15 protein-coding genes are annotated in these 15,458 nt (G+C 48.1%); 6 read left to right on the top strand and 9 right to left on the bottom strand.

Annotation, left to right across the window (positions count from 1 at the left end; genetic code table 11):
* Nucleotides 1-19: 19 nt before the first annotated feature.
* Nucleotides 20-1,186 carry a cell division protein FtsZ gene (gene ftsZ / locus DU002_RS09675; protein WP_114338176.1) on the top strand — a complete coding sequence of 389 codons (1,167 nt, stop codon included), beginning with the start codon at nt 20-22 and terminating at the stop codon, nt 1,184-1,186.
* A 103-nt stretch (nt 1,187-1,289) separates the two neighbouring features.
* Nucleotides 1,290-2,201: a UDP-3-O-acyl-N-acetylglucosamine deacetylase gene (lpxC, locus tag DU002_RS09680; protein WP_114338177.1), complete on the top strand. Its 912-nt coding sequence runs from the start codon at nt 1,290-1,292 to the stop codon at nt 2,199-2,201.
* Between the two features lie 75 nt (nt 2,202-2,276).
* Here the strand turns inward: lpxC and DU002_RS09685 are convergent, their stop codons facing one another.
* A complete protein-coding gene (locus tag DU002_RS09685; RefSeq protein WP_114338178.1) occupies nt 2,277-2,726 on the bottom strand; it encodes a DUF721 domain-containing protein in 450 nt (149 codons plus the stop codon).
* A 161-nt stretch (nt 2,727-2,887) separates the two neighbouring features.
* Here DU002_RS09685 and DU002_RS09690 point away from each other — a divergent pair, with 161 nt between their 5' ends.
* From DU002_RS09690 to mutT, 3 genes are all read left to right on the top strand, one after another.
* Complete coding sequence (locus DU002_RS09690) at nt 2,888-3,733, top strand: M23 family metallopeptidase (RefSeq protein WP_233496465.1); 846 nt, start codon at nt 2,888-2,890, stop codon at nt 3,731-3,733.
* Between the two features lie 115 nt (nt 3,734-3,848).
* On the top strand, nt 3,849-6,572 hold the full coding sequence (secA, locus tag DU002_RS09695; RefSeq protein ID WP_114338180.1) for a preprotein translocase subunit SecA: 2,724 nt from the start codon (nt 3,849-3,851) through the stop codon (nt 6,570-6,572).
* A gap of 123 nt (nt 6,573-6,695) precedes the next feature.
* On the top strand, nt 6,696-7,103 hold the full coding sequence (gene mutT / locus DU002_RS09700) for an 8-oxo-dGTP diphosphatase MutT (protein ID WP_114338181.1): 408 nt from the start codon (nt 6,696-6,698) through the stop codon (nt 7,101-7,103).
* 70 nt (nt 7,104-7,173) lie between these two features.
* Here mutT and yacG read toward each other — a convergent pair whose 3' ends face one another.
* The 8 genes from yacG to nadC all read right to left on the bottom strand — a co-directional run bounded on the left by yacG (nt 7,174) and on the right by nadC (nt 14,407).
* Nucleotides 7,174-7,431 (bottom strand): DNA gyrase inhibitor YacG, encoded by a 258-nt coding sequence (yacG, locus tag DU002_RS09705; protein WP_114338182.1) that lies wholly within the window; start codon nt 7,429-7,431, stop codon nt 7,174-7,176.
* Between the two features lie 19 nt (nt 7,432-7,450).
* Nucleotides 7,451-8,182 carry a cell division protein ZapD gene (zapD, locus tag DU002_RS09710; RefSeq protein ID WP_114338183.1) on the bottom strand — a complete coding sequence of 244 codons (732 nt, stop codon included), beginning with the start codon at nt 8,180-8,182 and terminating at the stop codon, nt 7,451-7,453.
* A 76-nt stretch (nt 8,183-8,258) separates the two neighbouring features.
* On the bottom strand, nt 8,259-8,855 hold the full coding sequence (gene coaE, locus DU002_RS09715) for a dephospho-CoA kinase (protein ID WP_114338184.1): 597 nt from the start codon (nt 8,853-8,855) through the stop codon (nt 8,259-8,261).
* A gap of 7 nt (nt 8,856-8,862) precedes the next feature.
* Complete coding sequence (locus DU002_RS09720; RefSeq protein WP_199405212.1) at nt 8,863-9,753, bottom strand: prepilin peptidase; 891 nt, start codon at nt 9,751-9,753, stop codon at nt 8,863-8,865.
* Nucleotides 9,754-9,756: 3 nt separating this feature from the next.
* Nucleotides 9,757-11,007 (bottom strand): type II secretion system F family protein, encoded by a 1,251-nt coding sequence (locus DU002_RS09725; protein WP_114338186.1) that lies wholly within the window; start codon nt 11,005-11,007, stop codon nt 9,757-9,759.
* A gap of 55 nt (nt 11,008-11,062) precedes the next feature.
* Nucleotides 11,063-12,769, bottom strand: a complete 1,707-nt coding sequence (gene pilB / locus DU002_RS09730; protein ID WP_114338187.1) for a type IV-A pilus assembly ATPase PilB — start codon at nt 12,767-12,769, stop codon at nt 11,063-11,065.
* A 157-nt stretch (nt 12,770-12,926) separates the two neighbouring features.
* Nucleotides 12,927-13,370 (bottom strand): pilin, encoded by a 444-nt coding sequence (locus DU002_RS09735; RefSeq protein WP_114338188.1) that lies wholly within the window; start codon nt 13,368-13,370, stop codon nt 12,927-12,929.
* Nucleotides 13,371-13,552: 182 nt separating this feature from the next.
* Nucleotides 13,553-14,407 (bottom strand): carboxylating nicotinate-nucleotide diphosphorylase, encoded by an 855-nt coding sequence (gene nadC, locus DU002_RS09740; RefSeq protein ID WP_114338368.1) that lies wholly within the window; start codon nt 14,405-14,407, stop codon nt 13,553-13,555.
* 538 nt (nt 14,408-14,945) lie between these two features.
* On the opposite strand from nadC, the gene ampD reads away from it, so the two are divergent.
* Nucleotides 14,946-15,458 carry a 1,6-anhydro-N-acetylmuramyl-L-alanine amidase AmpD gene (gene ampD, locus DU002_RS09745; RefSeq protein ID WP_233496466.1) on the top strand — a complete coding sequence of 171 codons (513 nt, stop codon included), beginning with the start codon at nt 14,946-14,948 and terminating at the stop codon, nt 15,456-15,458.

A 15,458-nucleotide genomic window follows, 5' to 3' on the forward strand; every position in this document is an offset into this window, starting at 1 on the left:
ATAAATCGGAGATCGCATCATGTTTGAGTTCATGGAAAGTCATAGTAATGACGCTGTTATTAAGGTCGTAGGTGTTGGGGGCGGTGGCGGTAATGCTATCCAGCATATGGTTGAAAACACCATTGAAGGCGTAGATTTTTACGCTGCCAATACAGACGCGCAAGCGTTGCGCAGCAATGCGGCTGAGCACAAAATTCAGCTTGGTGGCGCGATCACTAAAGGTTTGGGTGCAGGTGCCAATCCTGAAGTTGGTCGTCAGTCAGCATTGGAAGATCGTGAAAATATCAAGAAAGCCCTTGAAGGCGCTGACATGATCTTTGTTGCCGCAGGCATGGGTGGTGGTACCGGTACTGGCGCTGCACCGGTAGTGGCTGAAGTCGCGCGTGAGATGGGGATCCTTACCGTCGCCGTGGTGACTAAGCCGTTTCCATTTGAAGGCAAGAAGCGCATGGAATATGCCGATGCGGGTATTGAAGCGTTGCGTGACCATGTTGACTCGTTGATCACTATCCCTAACGACAAGTTAATGAAGGTACTTGGGCCGCGTACCAGTCTGTTGGATGCTTTTAAAGCTGCCAACGATGTTTTGAATGGTGCCGTACAAGGGATCGCCGAGTTGATCACCCGCCCAGGCTTGATTAACGTCGATTTTGCCGATGTCAAAACCGTGATGTCAGAAATGGGTACCGCCATGATGGGTACCGGTATTGCGTCCGGTGAAGATCGTGCAGAAGAAGCTGCTGAAGCGGCAATCTCTAGCCCGCTGCTCGAAGATGTTGATTTGGCGGGGGCACGCGGTATTCTGGTAAATATCACTGCTGGCCTAGATATCAGTATCGAAGAGTTTGAAACTGTCGGTAATGCGGTTAAAGGCTTTGCCTCTGAAAACGCCACTGTGGTTGTTGGTGCTGTTATTGACCCAGAGATGAGTGAAGAGCTGCGTGTGACCGTTGTTGCTACTGGTATCGGTGCAGAGCGTAAGCCGGATATCACTTTGGTGAGCCGTCCGACACCAGCAGTGGAACCGGTCAGCAAGCCTGCACCGACCATTGAACCTCTGTCTGCAAACATGGTCTCAGATCAGGTGATGCCAGAGAAAAAGGTTGTAAATGGCCCAGCCACAGGCGGTCAGGGAGAGTTGGATTACTTAGATATTCCAGCCTTCTTACGCAAGCAGGCAGACTAGGATTAGAGTAAAAGCTTGAAATTTAGTCAGCATATCGATAAAATATGCGGCCATTTTAAGCGGCTGTTCTATACTTTGAAGGATAGCTATAGCGGGTAACTGTATGATCAGACAGCGAACTCTAAAACAGAGTGTCAGTTCTACTGGTGTTGGATTGCACTCAGGTAACAAAGTCTCACTGACTTTGCGCCCTGCGCCTGTGAATACCGGCGTGATATTTCGTCGTGTTGACCTTGACCCAGTAGTAGACATTCCAGCAGACCCAGCCTTGGTGCGAGACACCATGCTGTGTACCTGCTTGATCACGGATGATGGCGTTAAACTTTCTACCGTTGAGCATCTATGTTCAGCGTTGGCAGGTCTCGGCATTGATAACGTGATTGTCGAAGTGGATGCGCCGGAAATTCCGATCATGGACGGCAGTGCCAGCCCTTTCGTATATCTGCTGCAAACAGCGGGTATCGAAGAGCAAGGTGCAGCGAAGAAGTTTATCCGTATTAAGCAGACGGTACGTGTGGAAGATGGCGATAAGTGGGCCGAGTTCTCACCCCATAATGGCTTCCGCGTGAATTTTGCCATCGACTTCGAACACCCGGCGATTGACGGTGAGAAGCAGCGTTTGTCTATGGACTTAAGCGCATGCTCATTTGCCAAAGAGATCAGTCGGGCTCGTACCTTCGGATTCATGAAGGATATTGAGTACCTACGAGCCAATAATCTTGCTCTGGGTGGTAGTTTTGAAAATGCTATCGTGCTCGACGAATATCGGATCCTGAATGAAGACGGTCTGCGCTATGATGATGAGTTCGTGAAACATAAGATCCTTGATGCGATCGGCGATCTCTTCCTTGGCGGCTATTCCATCATTGGTGAAGTGACAGCATATAAATCAGGCCATGCGCTTAACAACATGTTGATACAAGCGTTGTTGAAGCAGCAGGAGGCGTGGGAGTTTGTGACTTTCGAAGACACAGAAGAAGCGCCTGTATCATATATGATGCCAAGTTTAGCCTGATAAATCAGAGAGTTAATATTAAAACCAGCCGTAAGGCTGGTTTTGTTGTTTTAGCAGCATAGTTTTTGGCGAAAGCTACTTTTCGCGCTTGGCTAACTTGAGTAATTGTTTTTTTAGCTCTGCTGGTGCGTGATCGGCGAGCGCGCGCAACTGTTCGGCTGTTGATGGTGAGATCATTCTCGATTGGCCCGTAACTTGCGTTCTTTTAGGAACTATCGACTTGTTTGGCACTATTTGCACATTGATGGTGCTAAGCCCCGGCAGATGTTGCTTGCGTAACTGGCTGAGCAACATACTTTGGGCAAAACGCAGTCGTTGAGCCCACCCGGCAGAGGGAACGGTAAGTATAAGAATGCCTTCACGATAATTGGCGACAGTGACTTGTTTGCTAATTAGCTCAGGCAGCAAGGCTCGCACAGCTTGGTTTATTTGAGTGATTTGTTGTGCGCCGTGTTGAAGTTTCGCCAGCGCACCTGTGTTAAGGTTTATCAGCTGTGCCAGCTCTTTGGGGCGTTTAGGGCGCATCACAATAAAGGTACCTGCCTAGTTACCAATGGTTTATCGGGCATTTGCCGATTTACAAGGTATAGATAGAAGTAGTCGTTATGAGTGTATCAGTATCCTTAAAAACGCGAAATCGCGAGTACCACTTAAATCTAGGTGCCTGGCACATAGGTGGATTTTTTGTGGCTGTAGTGTTGCTTGCTGCCACGTTTGTGAGCACCCAGCTTAACCAGCTGGACCCAATCCGTTTGAAAGTTGCTGAAAAGCGTATCGAAAACGAGTCTCAAGTTGTGCAATTGGATGAGTTGCGTCAAGCGACCGCACGTCAGTTGCAACAGTTAGCTGGTCGTGTCGGGCTATTACAAGCTCATACCCAACGCTTGGAAGCGCTGGGTAGCCGATTGACCGATCTTCACGAGTTGGATTCAACCGAGTTTGATTTTGCGGCGGAGCCCCCTGTTGGTGGTCCAATCAATATTGATACTGCGGATGAGGTGATTGAGCCTGGAGAGCAGCTCGGGGAGCTGTTGACCAAAATCGATGAACTCTCATCTCAGTTAAATAATCGTACTCGTCAGCTTGCACTACTTGAAAATCTATTACTGAATCACCAGATCTCTGACGAGAGCTATGTTTCTGGTCGCCCAATCAGCGATGGATGGTTATCATCGTATTTTGGCACACGTACCGATCCGTTCACCCGTAAACCAGCCCACCATAAAGGGATCGATTTCGCGGGCAAAGAGGGCGGTGACGTTGTTGCGACGGGTGCTGGCATTGTCACATGGTCTGCACATCGTGGGGGTTATGGTGAGCTGGTTGAGATCAATCATGGCGCGGGATTGTCCACGCGTTATGGTCACAATCAGACACTGCTAGTGAATGTGGGTGATGTGGTGACCAAAGGGCAAGTGATTGCTCGCATGGGCAGCACAGGACGCTCTACAGGGCCTCACGTGCACTATGAAGTACTCAAACATGGTCGTCAGATAGACCCGATAAAATACGTCTATCGAAAGGCTAAGTAATTAGAATAATAATGCGCTAGTCATGGTTGCTAGGCTGCCATGGCTTTTTATTTTATTAGGGATAACCCGGCGTCGCCTTCTGGTTTGAACGCTATAACTATTAGTAATCACACCCATGTTCGTAAAAGCACTTACCAAATTATTCGGTAGCCGGAATGAGCGCGTGCTCAAGCGTTATCGCAAAGTTGTTAATCAAATCAATGCCCTTGAAGCCGATGTCGAAGCACTATCTGACGACGCCCTGAAGGCGAAAACAGAAGAATATCGTCAACGCCTCGCTGATGGTGCAACGTTAGAACAGTTGTTGCCGGAAGCGTTTGCAACGGTTCGAGAAGCCAGCCGCCGGGTATTTGGTATGCGCCATTTCGACGTTCAGCTGATCGGTGGCATGGTGTTACACGAAGGCAAAATTGCTGAGATGCGCACCGGTGAAGGTAAAACGCTGACTGCCACATTGCCTGCTTATCTGCATGCGCTTACCGGCAACGGTGTGCACGTAATTACGGTGAACGATTATCTGGCTCGCCGTGATGGAGACTGGAATCGTCCGTTGTTTGAGTTTTTGGGGATGACCGTTGGTTGTAACCTGTCACAGATGGATAGTGCCGCTAAGCGTGAGGCGTATGCTTCGGACGTGACTTACGGTACCAACAACGAATTTGGTTTTGACTACCTTCGCGACAACATGGCCTTCGCGCCTGACGATCGTGTTCAGCACGGTTTGAATTTTGCGGTTGTCGATGAGGTGGATTCAATCCTTATTGATGAAGCGCGTACGCCGTTAATTATTTCCGGTGCAGCAGAAGATAGCTCGGAAATGTATCGTCAGATCAACAAGTTGATCCCGCTGCTAGAAAAAGCAGCTGAGGATGATAGTGAAGAAGCTCGTGCCGTAGGTGATTACACGGTAGATGAGAAGGGTAAGCAAGTTTTCTTGACCGAACAGGGCCAGGAACGCGTTGAAGAGTTATTGAAAGAGAAAGGTCTGCTGGCAGAGGATGACTCGCTTTATTCGGCGGGCAACATCTCATTGATGCATCACATTAATGCTGGGTTGCGTGCCAGTGTGCTGTTCCATCGCGACGTTGATTACATCGTTCAGGACGGCGAAGTGGTGATTGTTGATGAGCACACCGGTCGAACAATGCCAGGTCGCCGTTGGTCTGAAGGTCTGCATCAAGCGGTAGAAGCAAAAGAGGGCGTGGATATTCGTAATGAGAACCAGACGCTGGCTTCGATTACGTTCCAGAACTTCTTCCGTATGTACAACACGCTATCGGGTATGACGGGTACGGCTGATACTGAGGCCTTTGAATTCCAGAGCATTTACGGCCTAGAAACCATCGTTATTCCGACCAACTTACCTATGGTGCGTGATGATCGCCCTGATCTGGTTTACCTGACTGCTGGTGAGAAATTTGACGCCATCATTGAAGATATTCAGGACTGTGTGAAGCGTGGTCAGCCCGTATTAGTGGGTACCGTCTCTATTGAGATCTCTGAGTATCTTTCTGGCTTATTAAACAAGGCCAAGATTAAGCATCAGGTGCTTAATGCCAAGTTCCATGAGAAAGAAGCGCAAATTGTTGCTGATGCGGGCCTACCGAGTGCAGTCACCATTGCGACCAACATGGCAGGCCGTGGTACCGATATCGTACTTGGGGGCAACTGGCAGTCGCAGATCGATAGTTTAGATCAGCCCACTGAAGCGCAAGTTTCAGATATTAAAGCTGCATGGCTGAAGGTACACGAAGAGGTGCTGACTGCAGGCGGTCTGCATATCATTGGTACCGAGCGCCATGAGTCGCGCCGTATCGATAACCAGCTACGAGGCCGTTCGGGTCGTCAGGGTGATGCTGGCTCAAGCCGTTTCTACCTGTCGATGGAAGATAGCCTGATGCGTATCTTTGCTTCGGACCGGGTTGCGGGTTTGATGAAGAAGTTGGGTATGGAACATGGTGAAGCGATTGAGCATCCATGGGTCACCCGTGCGATTGAAAATGCACAACGTAAAGTTGAAGGGCGTAACTTCGACATTCGTAAACAGCTGCTCGAGTTTGATGATGTCTCAAATGATCAGCGTAAGGTGGTCTACGAGCAGCGTAACGAGCTGCTTGACGAGGGTGATGTTAAAGAGACGATTGATGCGATCCGTGAAAGTGTCGTTGATGGTGTGATTAGCGAGTATATACCACCACAATCTTTGGAAGAGATGTGGGATGTACCAGGCCTAAGCGAGCGTTTGAAAGCGGACTTTGCCATCGAACTGCCGCTGCAGCAGTGGCTGGATGAAGATGACAAACTACATGAAGATTCGCTGCGTGAGCGGATCATGAGTTCCATTGTTGAAGCTTGTGACAAGAAAGAAGAGATGGTGGGTGTTGATGTTTTACGCCACTTTGAAAAAGCCATCATGTTGCAAAGCCTGGATAGCCATTGGAAAGAACACCTGGCGAATATGGATCATCTGCGTCAAGGGATCCATCTGCGTAGCTATGCGCAAAAGAATCCGAAGCAGGAGTACAAGCGTGAAGCGTTCGAACTGTTCTCTAACATGCTGGAAGCGCTGAAAGGCGACGTTGTCTCCATCATCAGTAAGGTGCAGGTGCGTGCTCAGGAAGATGTTGATGCCGTTGAAGCCAAGCGTCGTGAGAATGAAGAGAAGGCACGTCGTAGCTATCAGCATGCCCAGGCGGGAGCGATTGCTGAAGATCAGAACGCCGCAGCAGACGGACAGCATGGTACGTTTATTCGCGAAGACAAGAAGGTCGGCCGTAACGAGCCTTGTCCGTGCGGCTCAGGTAAAAAGTATAAACAGTGCCACGGCAAGTTGAGCTAAATAGGCTTTCTTCAAGGAACTGAACAGAAACGGCGGCTTATCCCGCCGTTTTTTATATCTGGGGTTTGTCAGCAGTATATCAATGACGCTAGACGAGCACCGCCAGAACAAATCGAGAGCGATATGAAAACGATAGAGATAGCAGTTGGTATCGCTATTCGCGAAACCGATAGTATGGAGGTGCTCGTGGCGCAACGGCTGCAGGGCAGCCATTTAGCTGGGAGCTGGGAGTTTCCCGGGGGAAAAATAGATTCTGGAGAATCGCCCGAAAGCGCATTAGTTCGTGAATTTTCTGAGGAGCTGGCGGTTAAGCCGACGCATTTTGAGATGTTTACTCAGATTGATCATCGTTATCCGGAGCGTGAGGTTTCATTACGCTTCTATCTGGTCACTCAGCTTGATGGTGAGCCGGTGGGAGCAGAAGGGCAACGCATAGCTTGGGTCAATATGGTTGAACTGGCAGAGCTGGATATACCAGCAGCCAATCAACCTATTATTGAAAAGTTACAGGCTTATCTTGGGCGGGATTAACTCTGCTCTGAACGGTAAAGGAGCTTAAACTTCGTAAAGCTTGTTAGACTTTCACCGCTGCTGTCTAAACCTACTGTTCACCTTTGCCATGAAGCAGCTTGGCCGCTAACGCTTCTATCTGTTCTTCGCTCATGGCATCAACATCCTGAAGCAGATCAGCCATAGGGTTGTCTTCTTTGGTTGCAATTTTGTGTTCTTCATCAGCCCATTGTCCGAGATCTATCAATTGACAGCGTTTACTGCAAAAGGGGCGGTACTTGCTTTCGTTGCCCCAAATGACTGCTTTGGCGCAGTTAGGGCAATCGACAACTATTGGTTGCTTCGACATCTATAGATGGTCCTAGGTGTTAGCAGGCCGCGACCTGAAAGTTAACATCTTGCTCCAGCGCCCGCTGGTTTTCATCATCGAGCTGATGAAAGCGGATCGTATACCTTAGGCGGTTACCACTGACCGTAGGGTAACAGTGGAGATCCTGCGGCAATTGAATTCTGACCATTTGCACATCTTCTGCGCTGGCTTGATAAAAGCCACTGCGAGCGATGGTGGCCGCTAAATTGGTCTTCTCTCGTATCAACTGTAGGTTGAGCGCGATCCCTCGGCTAAGTAGAGACAATTGCCTTAACCATTCTGCCATCTGTTGGCTGCGCGTGCCCTGAGGCTGGTGCAGCCAAAGATGTAGTTGCGGTAAGTCGAAACAGCAGTGTCCACCGGGGATAGCGAAGCGTTGTCGTAACGCTGCCAGGAATTTATCCTCTCGCAGTGACTGACCTAATCGTGGCTCGGCGCGTAAACCTGTGATCAGCTGTTGTAGTTCACCTTTTAACTGTTGCAAGGCATGCTGATCTACGCCCGGGGTACCTTCCCATCGTTCGAGGCCGTTCTGTTGTTTCTCCAGATCTTTAATTAGCTCTTGCCGTAAGTCGCCGCGTTCCAGTAGTTCGAGCAGTTCAAATACGGCGCGAAAGAATCCCAGGCAGGCGCTACTGGTCTCGGCACCAGCGTCTCGCATCTGATGGGTCAGATATTCCACTCTGAGTTGGCTGCGGATCTTTTCGTTGAGGGGGTATTCAAACAGCAAGGCTGCGTCCTACAGATAAGGGTTATGGGATAATGATAGCGCGTCACAACGTATTTTTTAATCGTCTTGTGACTATTTAGTGTTGGCTAAGCTTCAAGTAGCGTTGGTGTAGCGTGGAAACATCGCTCTTTACCTCAGAAAGCGGGCGGCTGTTATCGATTACGTCATCAGCAACAGCAAGACGTTGTTGCCGTGATGCCTGGGAAGCGAGCACCTGCTCTATTTGCGCTATAGATTGCCGATCACGAGAAGCGGCGCGAAGCTTTTGTTGTTCGACGGGGAGATCAATGACCAGCACTCGGTCTGCTTGTTGGTATAGCTTGTTTTCGACCAATAGTGGCACAACCCAAAGCACATAAGGTGATGAAGCAGCCTTTAACTGGACTTGCATCTCTTGGCTTATCAATGGGTGGAGTAACTGGTTTAGCCACCGGCGCTGTTGTTCATTGTTAAAAACAGCAGCGCGCAGTGCCGCACGATCTAAACTGCCATCCGTAAGGATGACACTATCACCGAAATAATATTGGATCTGTTGCAGTGCCTGGCTGTTGGGGGCAACAACATCTCTGGCGACGAGATCAGCATCGACAACATCGATACCCTGTCTTTGAAATTCAGCGGCAACGGTACTTTTACCGCTGCCGATACCGCCTGTTAAGCCGACGACGAACATGCTCTGATTAGAGTCTCATCAGGTACCACTGGGTGATCTGTTCGCCCCAGAGTAGAGCGATAAAGCCAGCGATAGCTAAGTAAGGGCCAAACGGCATTGGCTGCGCTTTGTCTCGGCCTTGCACCATGATCATAGTGATACCCAAAACGGCACCAACACCAGCGGACAGTAATATAATTAGCGGCAGTTGTTGCCAACCTAACCAAGCGCCGAGTCCAGCCAGTAGTTTGAAATCACCATAACCCATCCCCTCTTTGCCTGTCAGCAGCTTAAAGCCCCAATAGACGCTCCACAATGCCAAGTAACCGGCAACTGCACCAATCACTGCATCGTTTAGAGAGACAAAGGTGCCATCCAGGTTAAACAGTAAACCTAACCATAACAGTGGATAGGTCAATTGGTCCGGCAGAAGCATTTTATCGATGTCGATAAAAATCATCGGTAGCAGCAACCATAAGAACAGCAGCGCACCGATCCCTTCGGCAGTAAAACTAAACTGCCAGGCGACATAGCCGCTTAATACGCCAGTGAGTAGCTCTATGGCAGGGTAACGTTTGGAAATAGCCGCTTTACATTGGCTGCACTTGCCTCTTAACAGCAACAACCAGCTAACGACAGGAATATTCTCTAGCGCTGTGATTTGATGACCACAGTGCGGACAAGCAGAACGAGGCACGACTAGATTATAAGGGGTTGGCAATTTGTCGATATCGGTATCCGGCAATGTCGCTTCCGGATAGCTTTCACGGATATCACGACGCCACTGTCGCTCCATCAGCAGCGGCATACGGTGGATAACAACATTGAGGAAACTGCCGATGAGCAGACCCAAAACAGTAACCAGCAGCCAGTAGGCTGCTGGGTAAATATCAAACAACATGCTAAATTCTGAAGTCATAATTTAGTTGATGATCTTACCCATGTTAAAGATAGGCAGGTACATGGCAATAATTAGTCCACCTACTAAGGTTCCTAGCACAACCATGATAAGAGGTTCTAATAGCGCAGTTAAACCATCAACGGCGTCATCAACTTCCATTTCATAGATGTTGGCGATTTTGGCAAGCATGCCATCCAGCGCTCCAGACTCTTCACCGATCATCACCATCTGAGTGACCATGTCAGGGAAAATACCTGTCATGCGCATCGCCACGTTCATCTGCATGCCGGTTTGCACTTCCCTTTGGATTGACATGATTGCGCGACGATAGACTGCGTTTCCTGAAGCGCCAGCGGCAGATTCCAATGCACTGATTAGTGGAACGCCTGCTGCAAATGTAGTCGATAGAGTGCGGGCAAAGCGTGCAATAGCTGCTTTGTGTAGAATTGATCCTATGATGGGAAGTTTGACTATGATTTCATCTGTTTTGTCGCGTACGCTGGGATATTTAGCATGGGCTTGTTTAAATGCGTAGCCGCCTAGAATCAGCGCAGCTAAAATAACATACCAATAGGACTGCATGAAATCCGATATGTGGATTACCATCATTGTAAAGGCTGGTAGTTCAGCACCAAAACCCTCAAAAATCTCTTGAAACTGTGGTACAACAAAGATTAAAAGAATGCTTGTTACGATAAAGGCGACAGCAAGCACCGCGGCTGGATAAAACATCGCTTTCTTTATTTTTGATTTCAGTGCTTCAGCTTTTTCTTTATAGGTAGCGATACGATCGTAAATTGTATCCAGAGCACCTGACTGTTCACCGGCATCAACAAGATCCACGTAGAGGTCGTCAAAATATTTAGGATGTTGTTTCAGGCATTCAGAAAACGGGCGACCAGCCTGTAGTTCTACGAGAATGCCGTTTAACAAATTCTGCATCGCCTCTTTTTCATGGCCTTTGGCTATCATCTCAATAGATTGAACAAGTGGAACGCCTGCCGAGAGCATTGTTGCTATTTGGCGGGTAATAATAGCTATATCTGCTGCACCAACAGAGCCTCCACTTGCACCAAATAGAGACTTTTGCTTCTTTTTAACCTTTGATGGAGTTACTCCTTGGCTACGTAATTGAACTTTAACATCAGTCGGGCTGGCACCACGTAGTTCGCCAGAGACTTTATCGCCTTTCTTATTTACGCCTTGCCAGACGTATAAGTCGGAGATTGAGCTTTTCTTCTTCTTTGTTTTATTTGCCGTAGCAACAGCCATAACTAATTCTCTCTTATATATCCACTGGCTATATAATTAACTTCGTATGGTTCGGTTAGAAGGAGGTTATCCGCTCTACTTCAGATAGGCTGAGTAACCCTGCCATCACTTTTTTAAGTGCAGACTTACGTAGATTGTCTACGCCTTCTAGTTCAGCTTGTTTGGCGATATCGAGTGAGTTGCCTTCTTCCATAATGATTTTGGCAATGGCATCACTGATCTTCATCACTTCGTAAACACCTACTCGTCCTTTATACCCGCCGGTGCATTTGTCGCAACCCACAGGCTTGTAAACTGTGAAGTTCTGGGAAATTTGCTCGTCGTTAAAGCCGAGTTCCTTCAGTGCTTTGGAGGTTATCACTTCGGGGGCCTTACACTCACCGCAAAGCTTACGCCCCAAACGCTGTGCAATAATTAAGGTGACCGAGCTGGCGACATTAAATGAGGGAACACCCATATTCAGGAGGCGGGTAAGGGTCTCTGGTGCAGAGTTCGTGTGCAGTGTTGATAGTACTAAGTGGCCGGTTTGTGCCGCTTTAATTGCTATCTCTGCGGTTTCTAAGTCTCGGATCTCACCAACCATTACAATATCTGGATCTTGTCGGAGGAATGACCGCAAGGCACTGGAAAACGTCAATCCTGCTTTCGGGTTCATGTGAACCTGGTTAACACCAGTCAGGTTGATTTCAACCGGATCTTCTGCGGTGGCAATATTGCGCTCTGGCGTATTAAGAATATTCAAGCCAGTATACAAAGATACGGTCTTACCCGAACCTGTTGGGCCTGTTACAAGGATCATGCCTTGCGGCTGGCCCAGTGCCGCCATGTACATATCTTTCTGATCTTGCTCATAACCCAGAACGTCAATACCCAGCATGGCACTGGAACTATCGAGAATACGTAATACGACCTTCTCGCCCCAAATCGTTGGCAGTGTGGATACGCGGAAATCGATCGACTTATTACGAGATAAGCGAAGCTTAATACGCCCATCTTGTGGTACACGGCGTTCAGCGATATCCAGTTTCGACATCACCTTTAAGCGCGCTGACAAGCGGCCGGAGAGTGAGACGGGCGGCGACGAAATCTCATGCAAAATTCCGTCAATACGAAAGCGCACTCTGTAGGATTTCTCATAGGGCTCAAAGTGCAGATCTGATGCGCCTTTGCGGATCGCATCCATTAATAGCTTATTGATATAAACAACAATAGGAGCGTCATCTTTTTCTTCGCCAACAAGGCCATCGTCTTTTCGCTCTGTTTCCGCAACTTCCATGCCATCGAGTTCGCCCTCTTCCATGCTATCTAGGTCGAGATTTGCAACATCGCCTTCTAAGATAGTCTCTACAATTGGTGCAAGTTGAGCTACGTCTGCAAGGAGAGCTTCAGTTCTTATGCCTGTGCTAAATTGAAAATCTTCTAATGCGGCTAAGTTTGTGGGATCAGCAAGAGCGATAAATAGTCGGTTTCCACGAACTTCGTATGGGACAACATGATGCTGTGCTATGAGTTTTTCATTAACGTATTCGTCAGGAAGCGTCTTGTAGTCATAGTCGCTTAAGTCACAAGTCGGAATACCGTAGCTTTCTGATAGCACCTCTTGTACTTGCTTGCTGTCAAGGTTTCCTTTTTCATAAAGGTAGTGAATAAAAGACAGCTTACTTTCGGCTGCTAATACCGCCTGTTGCTTTGCTAAAGATTCATCCAGCAGGTTTTTTCTGACAAGTAGGGCGGCTAGAGCATTATTTGCATTAAAAGACATGAAAGCGGTTTTCATTTCGAATATTAGATTTAACCTACCATTTTACATGGAAGATTGTTGGGATGGATAATAAAAGTAGGAATTAGGTAACAAAAAAAGGAGGCTATGCCTCCTTTTTTTGTTCAGTGCGTAAGTTACGCACTGAGTTTGGCTTAACTTATTTACACCAATTTTTGGTGTAACAGCCACCTGATTTCACCCAGGTCAGGCTGCCATTGGCAACTGTCGGGGTAAGAATAAACGTGTCACCAGCAACGAAACCATTTGTCGCATCAGGAACAACCGTTATTACGCCGGCAGTAGATATTGAAATGGTATCAATCTGACCATTACCACTTGAAGGAACATCAATTGGTACTGCGGTGCCTGTGCGGTCAGCACTTGCTGGTACGAGTAATGCACCGGCGTTGTTACATGTACCTACTTGGAAACAAGTATTAATACCTTTAGTGAAAGGTGCAGTAGCAATAACTAATTCTGAGCCGCGAGTGCTCTGAGTGTAGTCTTGATACGCAGGCAACGCGATTGCTGCCAAAATACCGATGATCGCTACAACGATCATCAATTCAATCAATGTAAAACCTTTTTGTACTGCTTTCATTTGGATGTCTCCCTCAGGGTTTTGCTAAATCTTGCTGTTACGGGGCAGATTGTAGTTGCCTCGTTCAGCGAGAACTGTAGTTTTGATCAAAGTTTTAGCTGCAATCAATAACATTTTGATAACAATTGTTAACTTTGTGATCAAAAACCACGTCATAGCACAATGCTATGGCGCGGAATCTATCAAAGGAAGCGCATAGAAAGGTCGATCGCGCGCACATGTTTGGTGATTGCCCCAACAGATATACGGTCAACGCCGGTTTCTGCGATCGATCTCACCGTGTCCAGATTTACATTACCTGATGCTTCTAACAAGCAGCGACCCGCCGTCAGCTCTACGGCCTTACGCATAGTGGGTAGATCAAAGTTGTCCAGCATAATGATGTCGGCGCCAGCATCGATGGATTGGTTAAGTTCATCCATAGTTTCGACTTCAATCTCTATCGGCTTCTCTGGATTGAGTTGTTTGGCTTTGTCGACGGCCTGAGCAATGCCACCGCACGCGGCGATATGGTTCTCTTTGATCAGATAAGCGTCGTGCAAACCGGCGCGGTGGTTGTGGCCACCACCACAGGCGATGGCGTACTTCTGTGCAGCCCTTAGGCCGGGAATAGTTTTACGGGTATCAAGCAGTGCCAGCGGCTTCTCTAAACCTTGCAACTTATCGATGTAAGCGCGAACGGCGGTGGCGGTTGCCGACAACATCTGCACGAAATTAAGTGCTGCGCGTTCACCTGTGAGCAATAGCCGAGCAGAGCCTCTGAGCATAAACAGGGGTTGGTTGGCCTCGACGCGTTCGCCATCTTTAACTAACCATCTAATTTCAACCTGTTCCGCCAGATTTGCCGTTAATTGGGCAAACACCTCCTCAACAAAAGGTTGACCGCAAAACACGGCTCGCTCACGGCTGATCACCCGTGCCTCGGCCATGTTTTCTGCTGGAATAAGTTGTGCGGTGATGTCGTTATCTGCGGAATAGTTGTTTTCTGCTGCAGTATGCAGCGCTAAAGAGCCACCGAGATCTTCGTTTAACGCCATGCGTACGTTATCTGTGATGATATGGGCTGGGATCTTATTTGCTGGCAGGGAGTGTGGCGTCTTCAATGGCTTCTCTTGTATGCTTAGTCGGCTATATGAACAGAATCAATCGGTTAGTAATGATTGATGTGTGGTGTTAATAATAGCACTGGAAACGGTATCTGATTTGCGGTGTATTCTAATGGCATTAGCAACGGTTATTGAAGGGAATGATGGAAATTCCACGTATTTGTTGCCTGTAAAGTAGCGGTTTCTGCTTTACATGAGTGGTTATTGTTTGCTGCCGGGTGATGGATTAATGGCTGAGCAGACTGCTGTGCTCTATTTCTCAGTTAAATCACATGAGGGACTGACAGCCTAGTTTCATCTATTTAAGGAGAGAAACATGTTTTGCTCTATTACACTGTCTAGGTCAGATATAGGGCGTTACAGTCTTCTCTTATATGGGGCACTGCTCAAATAGTTTGTTTCTGTGTAGATGCTTTTAATCAGAGATTGCTAACGAGGAACATTGCATACGACAGGGGAGTCATCGAGTTTGCCAAAGATCAGCCCGCACCATGATGAGCGTCCAGCAGGAGAGAACATATCCTTGTTGGTGATCCATAACATTAGTCTGCCGCCAGGTCAGTTTGGTGGGGCCTATATCGATGATCTGTTTATGGGGCGTTTAGACCCGCAAGCGGATCCCTTCTTTCAACATATTGCAGGCCTGCGAGTTTCTGCCCATTGCTTGATCCGTCGTGACGGCGAAGCTGTGCACTATGTGCCGTTTGATAAACGCGCCTGGCATGCTGGTGTGTCATCATTTGCCGGTCGCGAGCGTTGTAATGATTTTTCCATCGGTATTGAATTGGAGGGAACCGACACGGTTGCTTATGAAAAATCTCAATATCGTGCGCTAGTTATGCTGACACAGGAGATCATGGCGCGCTATCCTATGATCACGCGGGAAAGAATTGTGGGTCATAGTGATATCGCGCCGGGCAGAAAAACGGATCCGGGGCAAGCTTTCGACTGGGACTACTTCTTCTCTTTACTGGATGATTAA

It is taken from the genome of Corallincola holothuriorum, from assembly GCF_003336225.1.
GTDB lineage: Bacteria > Pseudomonadota > Gammaproteobacteria > Enterobacterales > Neiellaceae > Corallincola > Corallincola holothuriorum.